Below are 20,095 nucleotides of genomic sequence, written 5' to 3'. Positions count from 1 at the left end.
ATTAAGAGGCCTATAGACGTATGTAATCCTATGTTTAGAGGAAAAAAATCAACTATCCCATAGAGCAGATAGTTGATTCCTTCCTTAACGCTTCTTCTAATGTAGAGTTCGATGTGTTTAGATTTCTAGCAATGAGAATACTTTATCGAAACCTGCTTTGGAACGGGAAAATAATTCAGATGAACTGTGTGCGGAGGCTGGTGCCAGCACTTCTTGGGCGATAACGCCGGTATACCCGATCTTTGTAAGGCTTCCCAGGAAGCCTGTAAGATCAATAGCCCCTTCCCCTGGATACAATCGATCAAAATCAAGCAATTCTTCTATGGGCAGAGGTTTAGCATCATTGATATGGACATACGCGATTTGATGCGGTTGTAATTTCAGCAGATCCTCACTTGTTAATCCATTTGTATGCCAATGATAGGAATCCAGCAACAAGCCGATATTTCTCACTTGAATGGTGTCTATCCAGTTCAACGTATCATGCATCGTCCAGATCAGCGGATTTGCCCATTGTGTACGTAAGTGATGAGGGCCAACGAACTCTAAGGCTAGCGAAATACCATAAGCGCCTAATATTTCTGCACATAGTCTTAAACGTCTAGTGGCTGCAATCATAAACGGTGCGACCGGAAGATCAGTCGAAGGTAAAATATATGTGCAGCATGTGGTGCACTTTAAGTCAGCAGCGGCCTCAGCCATCTGGGTAAGCGATTTCAGACTCTCCCTAAAGCTATCCTCTGTCGTGCGCCAATCTACCTCTAAACCAAAAGATCCTAGCATGACGCCATGACTTTCCAACAATTGAACTGCCCCATCCTTGCCATATTGCTGTACCAACTCTAATGGATTGACGTCTATGGACCGAAACCCGAATTGGCTCGCAAGTCTGATGTATTCTTCATTGGAACTAATCTCACCCAAACCTGCTGTTGTTAATCCTCTTATCATCGTAGATCTCCCCCTTTATGACCAATCAAACAGTACATCATTGTTCTGGGTACCCATTCCAAGTCTAGCGCATTTGGCACTCGAATAAAACACCTCAAAGGACATGTCATTCCTTTCATTTTTCTTCAAAGATCCTTATACTTGCTTGAAGAAGCATTTCAAGGGAGAATGAAAAGTATGGACATAAAAAAATTGCAATACTTTATCGCAGTAGCAGAGGAACTGCATTTTAACCGTGCAGCAGAGAAGCTAAATATGACACAGCCTCCCTTAAGCCAGCAAATTCAAGCTCTGGAGAATGAAATTGGTGTGAAACTATTAGAACGGAACAAAAGACAAGTTCGTCTCACGCCAGCGGGGGCGGTATTTCTAGAAGAGGCTAAATCCATTTTATCTCAACTGGAACGCTCTATTAAAACAACACAATTAGTCGATCAAGGAATTATCGGACATTTGAACATTGGATTTATAGATTCTGCAGCTGGTGGAGTATTGGTTAATATGTTAAAAATGTTTCGGGAACGTTATCCCCAAGTACAACTCAGATTACATGAGATGACGTCTGCTCAGCAGTGGCAGGCTTTACATGAAGGAACGATTCACATTGGATTTGTACGTTATACAGAGTCGGGCAAACATATCGACCATCGTCCCTTAGTCAATGAATCGCTTATTGCCGTTTTGCCAGAGCAGCATCACCTATCTCAATTACCGGTGTTATCCATTTGCTCTTTAGCTTTAGAGCCGTTTATATCGTTCCCGCGTCATTTAGGAGCTCCTTTTCATGACCTCATTATGAGCTTCTGCGCCCAACACGACATGTATCCGAATGTTGTACAGGAAGCCATTCAGATGTACACCATTGTAAATTTGGTAGCTGCTAATCTTGGAGTTTCTATTGTTCCCTCTTCCGTTGCTATTTTTCAGCGCGAAGGTGTCGTATTTCGTGCCTTTGAAGAAAGCACACCATCGATTCCCCTTTATGCCGCTTGGAGAACCGATTGCGATCGTGCCTCCTTATCCGCGTTACTAGAGATCATAGGACAAATGAGTTCAGAAGTTATTAATGGTGAATGATATAATATTCAGCCCGTTTTTCTAGGATCACGTTCAACGAGTCCTTCTAGCACCCTATCGATTTGCATCATAACTTCCCTATCCAGACGAACTCCCGCAGCTTTGGCATTTTCTATTACTTGCTCAGGCTTGGATGCCCCAATAATTGCAGATGAGACTTGTGGATTTTGCAACACCCATGCTATAGCCAACTGCGGAAGCGTCAACCCAACTTCACTGGCGATGGAAGAGAGATTCGAGACCGCCTCAAGCACCTCAGTCCGAAGCCACTGACCCGCCAATTTATTCATAAATGGTGAGCCCGCAGCGGTTGAAGCACGAGAACCCTCTGGCAATGGTTGCCCTGGCATATATTTACCTGAAAGAATCCCTTGAGCAAGCGGTGACCAGACCACCTGTCCAATCCCTTCCCGCTCACAAGCTTGAACTACCTCCGTCTCCATCACGCGCCATAACATCGAATATTGAGGTTGACTAGCCACCAATGGCACCTTCAATTCCCTCGCCAAAATAGCACCTTCTGCTATCTGATCCGCCGTCCACTCACTTATCCCGACATAGAGAACCTTACCTTGACGCACCAGATCCGAAAAAGCCAAAAAGGTCTCTTCAAGGGATACTGTTGCGTCAAAGCGATGCGCATAATAGATATCAATATAATCGGTCTGTAATCTGTTCAGTGAAGCATGGCACGCCTCCATAATATGCTTGCGAGACAGACCTCTTGCGTTACGTCCCGTCCCTGTGGGATGGCACACCTTGGTACACAATTCGATATCAGCTCTGTGCACTCCTTTTAATGCTTGGCCCAGCACCATCTCAGCTTTCGTATCGGAATATACATCTGCAGTATCAAATGTTGTGATCCCTACATCCAATGCAGCGCGAACACAAGCATGGGCAGTATCATTGTCCACTTGAGCACCATGTGTAATCCAATTACCATAAGCAATCTCACTTAGATGTAAGCCACTAGTTCCTAATTTGCGATAGTTCATTTTATACCCTCCTTTAGATAACAATCTGATTGTAACAAAGAGATATTAATACGAGAAATACTCTTTAATATGCAGTTTAATTCAAAATAGATATTACTGAGACACTTAAAGATAATAAAAAAACACCCTTTAGGCGTTTTTTTCGGTAAATATTCTGTTTCGAAACTCTAACTTCGTCTATACTCCGGTGAGTATTAACCTCCAAGCTTTGTTACCGCACCACAACTAACAGTACAATAATTCCGAGCCAAAACAGCCAGCTTACTGGGTGACCGAAATTTAATCCCCAGCCGACTCCGAGCCTTTTCTTGACGATTAGGTTTGGATCTTTGCTATTGAAATAAATCATACCTAATAGCCATTTTTCATCATCATGGACAGGTCTGACATTGGAGCTATCGGCAGATCGCTCCAAGCGGCTTTCACCCTGACCAGCCCAGAACGTTAAGGCCAAGGCGTATAGGATGATAAGGGCTATTATGATTAGGATAATAGGGATAGCGAAATTCATGTTAAGCTGAGATATCATATTTAGTTGCACGACGGAAAACAGGATAACTATTAAGAAGCTTGCTGTAAGCATAAAATATGACCAAGTACGGCGGTAAGTTGCGTCTTGTCTGATGGAACGGTTAGGATCATTGGGTTGAACCTGCTGCTTCACTCTGCGAATACTCCAATTCTCAAATATGAACAAAAGTGTTATGAACACTTGCATGATCGTAGGCATAAACACAGAACTATAAGATTTAGCTGCATAGCCGTCTACGTTCCAACTGCTGTTGTAATGGATCGGAATCTGATCAGGAATCAGATCGTAGTTGCGTAGCACATTTACAATAGTAACAACAATAATTAAAACATGAATGAGGAACCATTTATTAGACAAGCCAATGTTTCTTTTCCGAAATCCAGTGTCCACTGCCATGATCGATGGTTCCAGAGCAATAGGCAGCATAGGTAGTAAACTTTTCATTTTGAAATAATAGCTAATGTTTATGACTAGGGAGATTACGACCATGGCGAGTGAATAAGTGACAATGATCCAACTTGGTTGCTTGGAATGTTCATCACCGTATATTAGACAGAGGATACAAATAATGAATAGGATGGTATGTAAGGTAGCACTAATCCTAGCATATGACTTCCGCATCTGGCGCAGAGGCTCACTATGGAATTGTACAGGGCTGACGGTGACCCCAAAACTAATCGTCTCTCTTGTTAAATAAGGCATGCTTACCATGAGTACAATGGCAGGTACAAATACTAAGATCATTACTATAACAGGCATTATCGTCATATCATTCGCCTCCTCTTATACATAAGTGTGTATTTGAAAACTCTATAACCCTTATAGCATAGGCGATTCATCACTATGCCTTTTTGCGTATGATTATCCTATTAACTTAGGATAGGTAATCGGCTTGAACATAAATTTTATTATAATCGATTTTAGTGAATATAGGGGTGAAATTAACAATTTATCCAGTTTTTTTGCTACGCAGAGCTACTCATCTGACAACTGAATTATGGCAAGTACATCTGTTTGAAATTCTGTGTAGGTAAAGGACTCGCCTCGTATCTGCAATGGTGCGGATTACTTCGTCAGAGTATAAATAAGTCCTTCCATGCTTAATATAGTACTTGCTCAGGTTTGTTCCATTAAGATATTTCTCTACAATCGCTCGATAAATCGGACGCTTCATTTCATCCACTATCAATGATAGAATGCACCGTTTCATTCGATTCAACATCAAAATAGCCAACATACGGCGTATTTTCTACTTCCGCTGATAATCGGATTTTCAGTGCAGGGAAACCATCTATTCCTAGCGACCTGCAAAAACGAACAACCGCCGCACTGCTTGCCTCCGCTTTTGTCGCTAACTCATGTATGGTCATATGCAGCACTTCTTTAGCATTTGCAAGAATGTACTCCGCTACTTTTTCTCTGATTCTGGCAATTCATTTAAGTCTAGCTCAATTTGCGAAATCATACTTCCCCGCAATTAAACCCGCTCCAACAAATGCAGGAATCATTGGTATGAAAATATTTCCGATTTTTCACAAAAAGTTCTTGAACGGTTTATCTATGATTCCACACGTTCCATTATTGACGAATTTTTTTTTCAACATTAAACTATAAGTTAAGAAATTAAATTTCAAAAAAAACCGTTTTTTTTCATTTATTAAATTTATCCCAACATTACGGCGCAGGAGGAAATGAAAGATGACGACGACACCAAACATCATCGTAATGAACCATCCAACTAGAGAGCAGCTTGAAAAGATTTACGATATTTTAGATGAATGCTTTTCCGTAGGCCGAGCTTTTTTCCAAGAAAGATTAGACCTCGACACCACATATGATCCAGATACAACATGGTTTGCGATGGTAGACGGTAAGATTGCATCCAATGTACAAATTTTCCCGTTTCATATCAGAGTCGGTCAAGCGATCTTGAAAACAGGTGCAATGGGGAGTGTCGGTACAGATCTAAATTACCGCGGGCTGGGGCTTGCACACAAAATTCTTCATGCGCAGACCAACTATATGAAAGAAACCGATTATGATATAAGCTTGCTTTTGGCTAGCAAGCATGCGTTTTATGAAAAGGCTGGCTGGAGACTTATTCCGGAGACTGCTTTCGCAATTGAAAAACCAGCAAGTTTGGAGCAGCAGCAAAACAGTGATGAAATCATTCCTTTTGAAGCCTGTTATCTTGATGATATCCGTTTCATCTATGAACAATTCAATAAGAATCGTACCTACACCGTGATCCGAAGTAGAACGTATTGGAATGATTTATTGACCTGGCCGGAATGGAAGAAAGTTGACTGCTTGCTCCTTCGCAGAAATGGAAAAATCGTCGCTTATGGCATCATTGAAAAGAAAGATACTGAACAAGTATTTATTAATGAATTATTGTATTTGAACGAAGCCGAAAACGGCGTTGAAGCTTTGTTTCATGCCTTATGTCAGCTGCGTCAAAATGCAAAGCAAATATTAGCGATGCTCCCAGAGGACCATAAGCTATATTCCTATTACCAACAGCATCAAGCTAATTCAATTCAAATCAATATGGCGATGTGGAAAATGATCAATCTCAGTTCAACTTTCCATAAGCTTCAACCTGAATTAGAAGATCGCCTAAACCGTAGCAACATAATTGCAGACCAGGAGCTGCATATTGCACTTCGCAGTAATGAGGACTGTATCTACTTGGATTATAAGCAAAAGCAGCTTTCTGTTTCCGATGCTAGTAATCATACCAATCCCTATACTTCAATAGAAGTAGATGAACGCGAGCTAATGACTTATATCATGTTCGGCTATAATGAAGCAGGCGCAGCAAAGGACAGTACTGAGCACGCTAACATCCTTCAAGCTCTATTTCCGAAACAACAAGCCGTGTTTTATTTGACTGATAAATTTTAAGCCATTTTTGATTCCTACCATTTTAAAATAAGGGTGTGTCGCAAGTCCAACTGCTCGGACTTATGACACACCCTTATTTTTCCATAGCGACAAAAACTAGTCGTTGTTCTTTTTTGATCTTCCTAACAGGACAGCACCGTAGGCTGCATCCTTAATCGGCAAAATCAACTTTGTTTGCGGGTAGCTCTGTGCGAGCTTTCGCTCCAAGGCTTCTTTCACAAAGCGAGACTTTTGCAGCACACTTCCTGCAATCGCAATCGGACTTTCATATAGCTTAAGCCGTTCAATAACAGGCACAACAAGCTCATATAGATTGGCTGCACATTTCTCCGCTAACGCTATTGCATGTGCATCGCCCTTCTCGCATGCGGTCGTCATAATCGGTGCGAGCTGCGCAATATCTTTTTTCGTCGTATTTTTATCATAAACAAAGCCAATAATCTCTTTCACAGTGCTTAATCCAAGCTGCTCATATACCATCGCTGGGATGACCGTATCGGTTATTCTTCCGTCCTCCACTTGAACTAATCCGGATAATAGATCGCGCCCAATACTATAACCGCTTCCCTCGTCATCAATCAGATGACCAAAACCTCCTGTGCGATGCTGCTCTCCTTTTTCATTGACCCCAAAGCAAATCGATCCTGTACCGGCAATGAGAATGATGCCTTGCATTGCATTTTGTGCCCCGTATAATGCGGTTTCTTGATCGCCAGTAATCGTTAATGGCCCGATATAACCGTTATTTCTCACATGCTGTTCCAAAAAATTGATGACCAGCGGATTACTTATTCCTGCCGCACCTATACATATATGAGCAACTTCTTGTAAATTACTGCAGTAGAGCTTCATTTGACTAAAAATTTTCTCAAAGGAAGCGGCAATAGCATCAGCATCACCACCGTTATAATTAATAGGCCCTACAGTAAAGGTGAATAAAGAGTCTTCCTGGTCATGCGTAATGGTGACAGCTGTTTTCGTGCCACCCCCATCAATTCCAACGATAAATGCCATACCTATGTCCCCTTGTTGTACTTTTTATCTACATCTGTATCGTAATCTTGGCGGTGGGTACAACCTCACCATTTAGGATTGGAAGGAGTGATTTGAATGCATCAAGTGTATACTCAAATGCCGCAATTCCGCAGAACTCGCCTTCGATTAACGGTAAATCATACGGGCGACCTAATGTAATGGCCGTTACTTTGCAGCCTGCTGCCAGCAGCTTCTGAACAAGCGCAAGCTGACCTTTGTTTTCACGCGCATTAAACAAGCCGATAACAATATGCTTGTAGCCTTGTACCTTTGGAAGCGCAGCGTTGATTTGCTCCTCGCTCGGGTCAATGTCGATAATCTCATAAGCTGTATTAAAATGCTCCCCCATATATTGCGGAAAGCTAAGAGCTTGATTCAAGCTGCTGGACGCAAGATCGGTGCGGTATGAATAGGAACCCATAAATAACACTTGCTCGTCACCGGTATGAATGGGCTGGAGCTCACCTTTAATGAGGCAGATCGTTTCCGTACGCATTAGCTCATTTGCTCGGCGATGTACATCGCAGCCAACTAGTTCATAATCTAGCTCCTCAATCGTCGCATATTGTGCTTTATAAGCTAAAATTTTTGTAACAGCTGCATCAATTAGCGCTTCATCCAAATCACCGGTGGCTACAGCTTCTTCGATCAAATGAATCGCTTCCTTCACTGTCTCAGGAGTATGACTAATGAATACCAAATCAATACCTGCTTTAACAGCTCCTAACGCTCCTTTTGCCGTACCATAGTATCGTTTGATCGCATCCATTTCTAAACAATCCGATACAACTAACCCTCTATATCCTAATTTTCCTTTTAATATCTCTGTAATAATGGTATGAGACATAGTTCCGGGCACACCGGATTTTTCAATTTTCGGAAATAAAATATGTGCACTCATAATCGCTTGAGCTCCTTGCTCAATTGCTGCCTTAAACGGCAGCAGCTCAAGCTGCTCTAATTCCTCAAGTGTTTTTTCAATGCTAGGCAAGCCAATATGTGAATCGACATTTGTATCACCATGACCTGGAAAATGCTTAAGTGAGGACATGACGCCTCCATCGAGCAAACCCTTCATCATTTGAATTCCATACTGGGATACTGTTGCAACAGAATCACCATATGAACGAACATTTATGACTGGATTCAATGCACTATTGTTAACGTCCATAACTGGAGCTAGATTAAAATTAATACCTAATGCTTTCAATTCTCTGGCAGTCATTCTGCCTGCTGCATACGCATTTTCAGGTCGTCCTGAAGAAGCAATTGCCATGGCTCCAGCAACATTGGTCGCGTCTTTAGGCATACGAGTGACTCGACCGCCTTCTTGGTCGATCGTAATAAAACCCGGGATACCAGTATGTGTCGTGTACCATTGCTGCAGCTCAGTAACAAGCTGGCCTAATTGATATTTATTGTCGATATTATGTGAGAATAAAATAATATTGCCCACTTTATAATGCTCAATAACTTCCTTCAGCTCAGGAGTGATCTCGGTTGAAGGGAAGCCTGTTACGAACATTTGTCCAATCTTTTCGCGCAAGCTCATATGTTCTATTGTTCTCATCAATTATTCACCTTCCTCTAGCGATATAAATGATACTGCTGTGTTATTTCTGCAAATTGCTTGCTTTCCGCTGCAAACTGTTCAAGCAGCTGCTTAGCTTGCATATTTTCCGTACGATACATGCTGTCTCCCCCCAGCAAATCGATAAATGGGCGAGAGCCCTCCTTCACAGGAGGCAGGAATGAAAATTGCTCGTACAAATCTCTTATCGTAAATAATAAGGTTACCCCAACTTCTAAAGGCCTCAGCACTTGGAGATCTGTAATGTAAATTTGTACCCCGCCGCATAGCTCGCCACAATGTTTAGATGACGTTGGCTTGAAATAAACTGGACGAAAAAGCACACCCGGGATACCTTTTGCATTCATCTCATCTGCCAATTGCTGCGCTTGAATGAACGGAGCACCAATCATTTCAAACGGGAACGTTGTGCCTCGTCCTTCCGAGCAGTTCGTGCCTTCAAATAAACATGTTCCTGTATATAATAACGCTGTTTCATATCGTGGCATTCCAAGTGAAGGATGAACCCAAGTTAATCCTGTATCCGGGAAGGACATGCTCCGTTCCCAGCCTTCCAAACGAACGACATGCAGCGATGCATTCCAATTCATTTGATCATTTGCCATCGTTGCTACCTCACCTGCTGTTAAGCCGTATCGCACGGCTAGCTCGTAATTTCCAACAAATGATTTGAAGCCGGGCTTCAAGACATTCCCTTCTACCGTTACCCCGTTAAGCGGATTAACACGATCAAGAACAACAAATTCCACACCTGCATTTGCACAATCTTCAAGTGCATATAGCATCGTATAAATAAATGTGTAATAGCGTACACCAACATCTTGAATATCGTATACAATGATGTCTACTTCATTCAGCATTTCTTTTGTTAAACGCTTGGAGTCTTTACGGTACAAGCTATAGACTGGAACATTCGTAAAAGGATCCATGTAAGTGTCTACTACTGCCCCTGCATCCAAATCTCCGCGAACGCCATGCTCAGGTGAAAACATCGCAGCAAGATTAAAATTTTCATGTAATATAGTAATCGTTGATGCAAAATCCTTCGTAAGACCTGTCGGCGCTGTAATCAATCCTACGCGCTTACCTTCGAACAAATAACGATAATTCGTTATAGAATCAATCCCATTTAACACCATATGAAGCTGCCTCCTAGCTGCTTTTTCGCATAAATGGATAGAACAAGGGAATGTTTCCTGCTATACATAGAAACACTCCCTCTTAGCTAGTTGAATAGTTACCAAAGACTAGACTGCCTAACCTTCACCGTTTCAGCTGGCACCATAAATGCTTCTGCATATGTCTTTCTTGCTTCACAGCCGCGAACAACTGCTAGTGCTTTATAATAATCCATGTATTTGAAAGATTTGCTATTCGTCACAAACCAATGCTTGCTTAAAGCATCTATCCATAGATCAAATGCCGCTTGATCGAAATCCACATATACGTAAGGGACATAATCAACCGCATCCTCCCAGTTTTCGGAGTAATATAATCTTGCTGCAAAGTGCGCGGGGAGCGCTCGTTCAAAGGATGATAGACTTGCGAAGAAACGGGCATCATTTACGATATGATGCGTTAGCGCATGGTCCTTATGCATACTGTTTTTCCAGTGTGTAATAATAATGTTAGGCTTCACGCGACGAATTACATCACAAACCTCCATACGAATTTCTTGATTGTCAGGCAACTCTCCGTCACAATAATCATCGAATACAATGGCTTCACCGCCTAGCATATCCGCAAAAACCTGTGCCTCTTTCACTTTTTGCTGACGATATTCCTTTATATCCTGTCCTGCCGGGACCCCTCGTTCACCCGCAGTTAACGCTAGTGTCACAATGCGATCTCCCTTTAAACTATGACTAGCGAGTACACCACCAGAAGCTAGCTCCACATCACCAACATGTGCTCCAATTGCTAATACTGTGAATTTTTCGCTCATCTTTAAAGTTCCCTCCGCAATATAGAAAATTGTTTTTCAATAGTAAAGCCCGCTTTTTGATAGATTCGAAGAGCCGGATTATTATTTCCAGTGAATAGAGAGATATATTGACAGCCCACATTTTGAAAAGCTTCAACCATTCTGAAAAATAATACACTGCCAAGGCCATGACCCTCATGCTCTGGGTGCACTCCGATACCGCAAAAAAATGCTCTTCCATCAGGCTGCGAAATAATTGGACCCGCAAAGCCCACAACCTCGTTGCCGTACACAGCTACTACAAGTGGTGCGCCAACCTTCACATAAGTAACAACATCCTTCTTCCACTGCGGATTTTGCAGGGCAGCAAGCGTTGCTTCAAGCCCTGTATGTAAATCAGGGACATAGGAAGTAATGTAATAGTCCTTGCTATTTGCATTGGTTTCCTTATCTAAAATATCTTCGGGAACTATAAAGCTTCCGAGTCTTAAATACATGCCGCATTGCCTCGCTCGATCTTCGTAGCCTCTAGCAATTAAAGCTTCATATAATGGCTGGTCCTTACTGATGCCCGGGGCATTATTATGCTCATGCTGAGGTGCACTTGGTATACTCCACTTCAGCTTAACAGGGTTGAAAAACAATACATCCGCTTGTCTTTTCCCAAGTTCTTGGAATCTTTTTTCTAAACGCAATAGAAAAGCATCGTAAAGCTCCAGAGAAGCCACATGGGTATCTATAATAACACTCGTAATATAACCCGCCACATCTCCAAGAGGGAGATCGTCACCGCAGCAGCCAGCTGCAAAACCAACAATCCCTTTTTCGTCACAGCCTACCCATATACAGTCAGCGTCAAAATAAGGATGGTCGATGAATGTATCTTGAAACTCTCGCTCTGTAAATGGCTTATAATCATATTTTGTAGCCTCACGATTCCAAAGCTCTACAACTGCAGAGTGATCTTCAATTGAAAAGGTTCTGATTTGCATCATTTAAGCCTCCTGTGAACGTCCAATATAGGGCCAGGAAATTTTGCCCATTACTACTGGCTGTGAAGCTCCAGTTACTAGCGGGATATTGTTTGGTAAGCGCTCCATCGTGTAATACGCTAGCAGAGCAAAAGCAATTGCTTCCTTAGCATCACTATTACCACCGATATCCTCCTGCGTCAGCACCTGCACGTTATGCGGTGCAAATAAGTGTTGTAAATCACGCAAAAGCGTCTTGTTATAGCTTCCACCGCCGCCAATTAACAATTGCTCAGCCTGATGCTGCGGTGCAATATACCGTTCATAGCTATCGACGATGCTCCAGGCAGTTAAGTACGTAGCTGTTGCAACAACATCTTCCGCTTTCCAGTTATTAACCTTCATCATTTCAATAATTTGTGCCACGTATTGTTGGCCAAACCGTTCTCTGCCTGTCGATTTTGGTAACGGCATCGTATAATATTTATCCTGCTGCATCCATTTCAATAGCTCATCAATCACTTGACCGCCCGCACCAATTTCGCCATCAACATCCATGGTCATTGGTGCAAATAATTGCGATACAAGGCCATCGATAATCATATTTCCAGGACCCGTATCAAAAGCAAATACCTCATCCGGTGAGGCATTTACAGGCAAAACAGTCACATTGCCTATTCCGCCAATATTTTGCATCAGAATTGTTTTCTCTGGATTGTTAAACAATAAGTATTCGGTAAATGGTACTAACGGAGCTCCTTGTCCACCCATTGCCATGTCAGCAACTCGAAAGTCTGATACGCAAGGAATTCCTGTGCGATTGGCGATAACTGCACCATCCCCAATCTGAACAGTACAATGCAGATTATAGCCGCCCATAACATTCTCTTCCGGAGCATGATAGATTGTTTGACCATGTGATCCTACTGCGAATATTTGCGAAGGCGAAAGGCCGCATTTCCCTATAACGGATAATGTGGCTTGGGCGTATAATTCGCCAAGCCACATATTCATTGCGCCAACCTTATCAATCGTAGCTTTAGCGGGATCAAAAAGCTCAAATATGGAGTTTCTAACTTGCACCTCAAAAGGTGTGTTTTCAAAAGCCAGTAATTCAATCTCTACTCCATGCTCTTTTTCGGCTGATGGGAAAAGCTTAACTACTGCTGCATCAATACCATCTACTGATGTACCTGACATCAAGCCAACTAAGTATGTTGCATCAACTTTTGATTGTTTGTCCATTAACCTTTCACCGCTCCAACTGTTACCCCTTCAAGGAAGTATTTTTGTAAACTGAAGAACAAAATAAACATTGGAACTGCTGAAATGGTTGCCCCCGCCATCATCGGTGCAAAGTAAGTTGTATTCGCAAAGCGAAAGTTTTTCAAGCCGACCTGAATGGTTTGCATATCCATCGTATTCGTTACTAGGAACGGCCAGAAAAAGTCATTCCATGCCGCCATGAACGTTAGGATTGCTAGTACTGCCATAATTGTTTTAGATAGAGGCATAATGATATACCAGAAGATTTTAGGCTGGGAACAACCTTCGATTTTAGCAGATTCAATAATTTCACCTGGAATGGAGGACATGAACTGCTTAACCAAGAAGATATTGTATACCGTTACTATGCTCGGCATAATCAACGCTGTGTACGTATTTTGTAATTCAAAAATGTTTACGATCAAAATATATAGTGGAACCTGAGTGACTTGAACAGGAATCATCATAGATCCCAGCAAAATAGCGAACAAAATGTTTTTCCCTTTAAATTTCATTTTTGCAAAAGCATATCCAGCAAGTGTAGCAAAAAATACGTTAGATACCGTGATACACGCTGCCACTATAAAGGAGTTCAATAACCAGTCCCATGTATGTGGGCTGAAGTTAAAGAAGAATTTATAAGATTCAAATGAAATCTTCGATGGTAGGATAGAATAGCTCATTGCACCAGCTTCTACCGGATCACCGAACGAGGAGATGACCATAAAGTATATCGGGAATATGGTAGCTGCGGCAAATAGGATAAGGAACGTAATGTTTGCACCATTACGTATAAACAGATACCCTTTGCTTCTTAAGCTATTGTTGTACAAACCCATAGTATTCTGCTCCTTTTCCTAGTATTCTACATCTTTACCTATAAACTTGAATTGAAGGAATGAGATAAATCCGATAATCGCTGCTAGAACTAATGATTGTGCCGCTGCCTCACCAAACTCAAAATATGTGAACGCATTGTTAAAGATTAACAAACCTACCATTGTTGTTGCATGGTCTGGTCCACCGCCTGTCATAAGATAAGCGTTTTGGAATACTTGGAAGGAACCGATAACACCAGTAACAAGTAGGAATAGCGTTGTTGGCTTAAGGAAAGGGACAACGATAAACCAAAGCTTTTGCAGGAAAGACGCGCCATCAATTTCAGCTGCTTCATAATAGCTGTTATCAATAGCGAGTAATGCGGCTATATAAATAATAATTGCTGTACCATGACTTGATAACCATGACATTAATACAAGTGAGAACATTGCAGTTGCACTGGAACCAAGCCAGTTTTGATTTTCAATACCTAAAAAACTCACGAGCTTATTGGCAATACCTGATTTTAACGGATCGAAGATCCACAGCCACACAACAGAAAGCGCTACACCAGATGCTACGGCTGGCAAGTAATATAGTGCTTTAAAGATCGTTTGTGTTTTTTTCTTGAAAGGAATAATCAAAATTGAAATTAAAAATGATAGAAGAATATTAAACGGAACAGTTAATAGCGTATATACTAACGTATTTTTCAGCGCTTTCCAGAAAAGTTCATCTGAAAAAGAGTTAACGAAGTTATCCACGCCGACAAAAGTGGATCCTAATGGACCATATTTTTGTAAGCTGATAATAAAAGCATTGATGACTGGATATGCGGTAAATAAAGAAAACGCAATAAGTGCTACTGCGATAAACGCGTATCCCCAACCTGAGTCACTTTCGAGTTTCAATTTTTTTCTTTTAGTCAACGTTTGATTCATTGGGTCGCACCTCTCTTCTAAAAACAGTACAAGCTCTAGCTAATTTAGAAGGAAAGCTGTACGTTCTAGCTACGCACAGCTTTCACATGTCAGCCTACGACAGACTAGTCAACTACAATACCATCTTTACCGAAAGATTTAATTGCAGCTGCTTTAACTGCATCATACATTTCTTGTGGAGCAATCTCATTTGCAAGTAAGGCTTGTAGTTTAGGAATAATAACTTCTGTTTCAATTTTTAATGCTTCAGCAGCCAGATCAGTAGGAATATCTGTACGAGCCGGAAGCGCTTTTGCCATCATAGCTTTACCTGCAGCAACGTTATCTTCGTTACGAGGGAATTTTTCAAGTACTTCTGCATTACGTGCAGATTCAGTAATTGGTGATAAGAACAGCTCATTACTGTAGTTAGCAGCAATTGAACCAGAAGACAAGAAATTCGTTGCTAGGGCAATATTTTTGATGTGCTCTTCAGATGGAGCTTTTTTACCACGAAGTGCGATATAACCATCAACGATTGAAGTAGGGACATAATCGGCACCGTTGAATGTTGGGACTGGAAGTGAAATATAATCAACTTCAATAGAATCTGCAACAGCTGAACCATCGTTCGCTTTAATCTTCTCATTGTTTAGACGAGCAGAGTTTTCAAATGCAGATAAACCTTTACCTGTGATCATCGTTTGACCCGTTAGGAACATGTTCCACCGTTTACCAGCATCGATAGAGCTTAGCTCTTTAGGCATAGAACCATCGTTGATCATTTCGCGAATAGATGTAAGTAGCCCCAAGAAGTTTTTGCTTGTATACGTATATTTAAGATCTTTATCGAAGTAATCTGGTAAACCAGCAGTTTTAGCAAGAATAGCTAGATAGTCTTTAGATGCTACACCAGATGTTGCGAACACGAAACCATAACGAGTAGTTTCACCTTTATCATTTTTCACTACGCCTTTAGAAATTGCATTACGGAACTCTTCATAAGTCCAACCGTTTTGTTGAATGCTTTTCCAATCAATTCCGGCTTCTTCAAGGAATTGTTTGTTACCACCGATAGTGTGGATTTCCATATACGCTGGTAGGCCGTATTGAGCGTCACCTAGTTGGAAATATTTCAATGGAACTTCGTCATAATCTGCCTTGGCTTCATCAGAAAGGGCACCGTTAAGGTCGATTAGTACATTAAGTGCTGCATATTTCGAAATTCCTGAAGCACCGATAAAAGCAATATCTGGAGGAGAACCTGCATTTACTTGAGTATCAAGTTTTTGCGTCATATCTTCCCAGCTCGCTGGCTCGATTTTCAAAGTCAAGTTAGGATGTAGTGTATTAAATTCTTTTTCCATATCAGCAAAACGTGTTTGATAGTTCGCTGATATCGGAGGTAAAAGTGCTGTAATCGTATCCTTTTTAGGCTCAGAACCACCGTTACTAGTTCCTGTGTTACCGGAATCTGTAGAAGCTGGAGCGTTATTTCCGTTTCCTCCGCAAGCCGATAATAGTGATACCATCATGATTCCTGACAAAAACAGAGTTAATCCACGTGATCTTTTTTTCATCGAAAACAGCCTCCTCAATTATTAATAGCATCCATCCTGTTATTCCACTTTTCACACCTAAACCAATGATGCGATTGCCTGTTTCAAGCGTCCTCCGTTTGTGTTAAGTACTTGTTCTGCTTCTTTTGCATCTAACCCCGATTTAATCATCATAATTGCCAGCTTACAGTTCATAGATGCTTTTTCAAGTGTTTCTGCTGCGGTTGATGTATCTACACCAGTCGTGTTCATGATGATACGAATCGAGCGATCTACGAGCTTAAAATTACTAGCCTTCAGATCAACCATCAAGTTGTTGTACGTTTTTCCTAACTTGACCATTGTGCATGTTGTCAGCATATTAAGCACCAACTTCTGAGCAGTTCCTGCCTTTAATCGAGTCGAACCGCTAATGACCTCAGGTCCTACAACAGGTGTTATACAAACATCTACAATGGGTTCGAACTTTGAGCCTCTGTTGTTACAAACACCGATAGTGGCTGCTCCAAGTTCCTTTGCTTTCGCTAAAGCTGCAATAACGTAGTTTGCACTACCGCTTGCCGAAATCCCAATAAGTACATCTTTGTTTGTTACACCAATGCTTTCGATTAATGCGATCCCTTCATCCATATCGTCTTCACAGCCTTCAACCGCAGTACGCAAAGCAATATCACCACCAGCAATATAGCCCTGCACCAAGGAAGGATCTGTACCAAAGGTAGGAGGACATTCGGAAGCATCCAGAACACCTAATCTTCCTGATGAGCCAGCTCCTATGTAAAACATTCTTCCACCATTAGACAACCTATGATGTAGAATATCTACCGCCTTTGCAATCTGCGGAATCTCCTCAGCTATAGCTCTGGGGACTAGTGCATCTTGTTGATTCATTAACTGGATCATTTCTTCCGTAGTACATTCATCAATCATTAATGTGTCTGGATTCACAGCCTCTGTTGTCAATCCCGCAAGGTAGTCATTCATAGCCATCCTCCTTCTTCCCAGCCTTAATCTGTCATTTAATTAACAAAACGTGTTAGATTAACTTACAATTATTATGTTCTTATACTAATACAACACCATCGCTTCGTCAATAGATTTTGAAATATAATTTCATGAAGAAATTAAATTCTGATGTTTTATTTCATTCCTTACATACTATGTTATACCACATTTATAAAGCGCTTACAAGATGCAATTTAAATTTTTAACAATTGCTTTGATCGCTATGGCTCTAAGGTTAAAGCGATTTAAAAAAATGTATTATTTGCTGATTATCGCTCCAAACGAAACATAAAGTTACATCATCCGTGTTCAACCGGATGATGTTTCGTCTTCAATTCCATTCATTTTCTTCCTCATAATTGTGTGCCAAGCTATTAATTATTGAATTAAACTACTTATTATATTCATTAGATCAACGTATTCATCATGTAGATAATCTGACATGGATTGATAAGTAGTACATTTTAGTACACGAATAAGTGAATGAAATACAAAAAAAGAAAGCATTGATCCATGATCAATGCTTTCCTCCACATTCATTCTATCAGAACCTAATTTCTAAGTTTTTTCTTTAATATATTATGCGTTTTTGTTAAGTAGGTTTTTACTTCTTCATATTCAGCACTTGCGACACCAGCAAATAATATGTCGATGATCGTAAGCATCGCAATACGCGAGCCCATAGCCCCACTGCGGATTGTTATTTCAGGTGTGGATATGCTCAATACAATATCCGCCCGCTCCGCAAGCTCACTTTTATTGTACTTCGTAATCGCAATACATTTCGCTCTATTCTTTTGGGCAATTTCCAGTGCATCAATAATATCACTAGTTGCTCCAGAGTTAGAAATGAAAATGGCAACATCATCTTTCTCAAGTAAAGTTGCTGCCGTGAGCTGACTATGACCATCTGTATAGGCATGACACATCTTATTAATTCGCGAGAACTTCTGTTCCCCGTCCATACAAACGAGTCCCGAAGCACCTATTCCAAAGAAAACAATTCGCTTACTATGACATAGTAATTCTACAGCTCTTGTAATTTCTTTTCGATCAATAACACTAAGCGTATCCTCAATGGACTTGCAATTATTCAATGAAATATTTGATATAATTGTCGAGAGATCATCACCTGGCTGAATATCTGTATATTGAGCCTTTGAATCCTCATCACGAGAACCCAAAGATGCCGATATACTCACAATAAAATTGCGGTATCCGCTGTAACCCATCGTCTTACAGAAACGAAGGACAGATGCATCGCTTGTCTTACTCGATTGAGCCAATTCCTTAATCGACAAATGAGGGATCTCTTCCGTATTTTCTAAAATGTAATCTCCGACCAATCGTTCAACTGGTGTATAACTCTCTCGCATATCACGAATTTTAATTAATACGTTGTCATTTAGACTCATAATCTACCTACTCTAGATTTAATTAACACCTTTATTAATATCATAAACAATATAAACAACCTATTACAATAACAAAATACGTTTCGGCATATCAAAAGCTAATATTAATTAATCTATTAAAATCATCCTACTCTTAGGTCATCTGGTGACTTTACGTTGATTATAGCGTAATAAAGTTGTAAGGTATAGTCGATAATTATATACTTTCTGATATGGTGAAACAAGGGACCACAAAGGTCCCCGAAGATTCTTTCTATTGTTCTCAGCATACGTAATACGCATGTATTTTTAAATTTTACTGCCCTCTAAATATGACTCGATTTGTCAACTACATTCTTTGATGTAGCACCGTTGCTTGAACCATTTAATTTGCTAGCAAGCTGCTTTAATGCAGTCAAGAACACCGGCATGGCCGCTACACTTAGTAATAATAGTGCAATGATTAATACGAATGCTACCTGTATAAGTGTCATTACGCCCGAAGGAATCAACGCGGCGCAGGTGATCCAACATCCCCTTCAAGCTCGTTATACCGCATCATCAGGAATATGCTGTAATCAACGCCCAGGGCTGCAATCATAATGAAGCTGAAAAATGGAACGATCCAGCTCAAGATTTCACTGATTCCAAGAGAAGTAAGTACACTAGCACCAAGGAAGCAATAATGAACAGAGAACTGGACACAGAGCGCGTAATGACTATTAGCACAATTAAGATTCCGACCAGCATAATCACGGCTGTACGTACAAAGTCATCCTGTGAAATATTCTGCAAATCAGCATTGGTTGCAGTTGTTCCTGTTAAGGCTGCTTGCACTCCTTGCAAGTCGCTGCCCCATCTAATGGCATTCCAAAAGCTGTCTGCAAGTTCTTCTTCGAGCTCAAGCGAATACAGTAACTCACCTTCTTCCATCATTTTAGCGAACTTCTTCAAAGGGCCATATACAGTGCAGATCAATGCCATAGAAGGCAGGGGGCGTAACAATTTCTCCTCCTTACTTGATTTGGCTATATCTAGAATGAATTTTTAATAAATCACCAAATATTGCTTTGCTATGTTCGTCTAAGTAATACCCATCTTCATGCAAGCCTTTCTTTTGCGATTTTTTTGCGCAAGAAATAAAGA

17 protein-coding genes and 2 pseudogenes are annotated in these 20,095 nt (G+C 41.0%); 2 read left to right on the top strand and 17 right to left on the bottom strand.

Annotated elements, in window-relative coordinates:
- Positions 1-117: 117 nt before the first annotated feature.
- Positions 118-951 (bottom strand): sugar phosphate isomerase/epimerase family protein, encoded by an 834-nt coding sequence (locus tag MHH49_RS22085; protein ID WP_038572064.1) that lies wholly within the window; start codon positions 949-951, stop codon positions 118-120.
- A gap of 177 nt (positions 952-1,128) precedes the next feature.
- On the opposite strand from MHH49_RS22085, the gene MHH49_RS22080 reads away from it, so the two are divergent.
- Entirely contained in the window at positions 1,129-2,028 is a 900-nt protein-coding gene (locus tag MHH49_RS22080; protein ID WP_341138483.1) for a LysR family transcriptional regulator, read from the top strand.
- A gap of 8 nt (positions 2,029-2,036) precedes the next feature.
- On the opposite strand, the gene MHH49_RS22075 is transcribed toward MHH49_RS22080, so the two are convergent.
- The 3 genes from MHH49_RS22075 to MHH49_RS22065 form a co-directional block, all read right to left on the bottom strand.
- The gene (locus MHH49_RS22075; RefSeq protein WP_341138482.1) at positions 2,037-3,026 is read right to left on the bottom strand and encodes an aldo/keto reductase family protein; all 990 of its coding nucleotides are present in this window, start codon (positions 3,024-3,026) and stop codon (positions 2,037-2,039) included.
- A gap of 211 nt (positions 3,027-3,237) precedes the next feature.
- On the bottom strand, positions 3,238-4,326 hold the full coding sequence (locus tag MHH49_RS22070; protein WP_038572069.1) for a DUF1648 domain-containing protein: 1,089 nt from the start codon (positions 4,324-4,326) through the stop codon (positions 3,238-3,240).
- Between the two features lie 407 nt (positions 4,327-4,733).
- A complete protein-coding gene (locus tag MHH49_RS22065) occupies positions 4,734-4,928 on the bottom strand; it encodes a hypothetical protein (RefSeq protein WP_249267671.1) in 195 nt (64 codons plus the stop codon).
- A 328-nt stretch (positions 4,929-5,256) separates the two neighbouring features.
- On the opposite strand from MHH49_RS22065, the gene MHH49_RS22060 reads away from it, so the two are divergent.
- Positions 5,257-6,465, top strand: a complete 1,209-nt coding sequence (locus MHH49_RS22060; RefSeq protein ID WP_076100315.1) for a GNAT family N-acetyltransferase — start codon at positions 5,257-5,259, stop codon at positions 6,463-6,465.
- Between the two features lie 96 nt (positions 6,466-6,561).
- On the opposite strand, the gene MHH49_RS22055 is transcribed toward MHH49_RS22060, so the two are convergent.
- From MHH49_RS22055 to MHH49_RS21995, 13 genes and pseudogenes are all read right to left on the bottom strand, one after another.
- The gene (locus tag MHH49_RS22055; RefSeq protein ID WP_076100313.1) at positions 6,562-7,479 is read right to left on the bottom strand and encodes an N-acetylglucosamine kinase; all 918 of its coding nucleotides are present in this window, start codon (positions 7,477-7,479) and stop codon (positions 6,562-6,564) included.
- A 28-nt stretch (positions 7,480-7,507) separates the two neighbouring features.
- On the bottom strand, positions 7,508-9,070 hold the full coding sequence (locus MHH49_RS22050) for a glycoside hydrolase family 3 protein (RefSeq protein WP_076100312.1): 1,563 nt from the start codon (positions 9,068-9,070) through the stop codon (positions 7,508-7,510).
- 17 nt (positions 9,071-9,087) lie between these two features.
- Complete coding sequence (locus tag MHH49_RS22045; protein WP_076100310.1) at positions 9,088-10,230, bottom strand: exo-beta-N-acetylmuramidase NamZ family protein; 1,143 nt, start codon at positions 10,228-10,230, stop codon at positions 9,088-9,090.
- Between the two features lie 98 nt (positions 10,231-10,328).
- Entirely contained in the window at positions 10,329-11,036 is a 708-nt protein-coding gene (locus tag MHH49_RS22040) for a PIG-L deacetylase family protein (RefSeq protein ID WP_076100309.1), read from the bottom strand.
- Between the two features lie 2 nt (positions 11,037-11,038).
- The gene (locus tag MHH49_RS22035; RefSeq protein WP_256717022.1) at positions 11,039-12,010 is read right to left on the bottom strand and encodes a GNAT family N-acetyltransferase; all 972 of its coding nucleotides are present in this window, start codon (positions 12,008-12,010) and stop codon (positions 11,039-11,041) included.
- Positions 12,011-13,231, bottom strand: a complete 1,221-nt coding sequence (locus MHH49_RS22030; protein ID WP_076100307.1) for an anhydro-N-acetylmuramic acid kinase — start codon at positions 13,229-13,231, stop codon at positions 12,011-12,013.
- Positions 13,231-14,091, bottom strand: a complete 861-nt coding sequence (locus tag MHH49_RS22025) for a carbohydrate ABC transporter permease (RefSeq protein WP_036688719.1) — start codon at positions 14,089-14,091, stop codon at positions 13,231-13,233. Before MHH49_RS22025 ends, MHH49_RS22030 begins: the two co-directional genes overlap by 1 nt.
- A gap of 18 nt (positions 14,092-14,109) precedes the next feature.
- Positions 14,110-15,012 (bottom strand): carbohydrate ABC transporter permease, encoded by a 903-nt coding sequence (locus MHH49_RS22020; protein WP_036688721.1) that lies wholly within the window; start codon positions 15,010-15,012, stop codon positions 14,110-14,112.
- A gap of 104 nt (positions 15,013-15,116) precedes the next feature.
- A complete protein-coding gene (locus tag MHH49_RS22015; RefSeq protein ID WP_036688723.1) occupies positions 15,117-16,571 on the bottom strand; it encodes an ABC transporter substrate-binding protein in 1,455 nt (484 codons plus the stop codon).
- A 57-nt stretch (positions 16,572-16,628) separates the two neighbouring features.
- Positions 16,629-17,534 carry an N-acetylmuramic acid 6-phosphate etherase gene (gene murQ / locus MHH49_RS22010; RefSeq protein ID WP_042129111.1) on the bottom strand — a complete coding sequence of 302 codons (906 nt, stop codon included), beginning with the start codon at positions 17,532-17,534 and terminating at the stop codon, positions 16,629-16,631.
- Between the two features lie 572 nt (positions 17,535-18,106).
- On the bottom strand, positions 18,107-18,970 hold the full coding sequence (locus MHH49_RS22005; RefSeq protein ID WP_036688728.1) for a MurR/RpiR family transcriptional regulator: 864 nt from the start codon (positions 18,968-18,970) through the stop codon (positions 18,107-18,109).
- A gap of 305 nt (positions 18,971-19,275) precedes the next feature.
- Positions 19,276-19,804 (bottom strand): annotated as a pseudogene (locus MHH49_RS22000) (MMPL family transporter); the annotation flags it as partial.
- Positions 19,805-19,867: 63 nt separating this feature from the next.
- A pseudogene (locus tag MHH49_RS21995) lies at positions 19,868-19,933 on the bottom strand (hypothetical protein); the annotation flags it as partial.
- Positions 19,934-20,095: the final 162 nt, after the last annotated feature.

The organism is Paenibacillus sp. FSL F4-0122 (genome assembly GCF_038002845.1).
Taxonomy (GTDB): domain Bacteria; phylum Bacillota; class Bacilli; order Paenibacillales; family Paenibacillaceae; genus Paenibacillus_AQ; species Paenibacillus_AQ odorifer.
The sequence above is the reverse complement of the archived record's forward strand: the minus strand, read 5'-3'. Positions and strand labels throughout refer to the sequence as shown.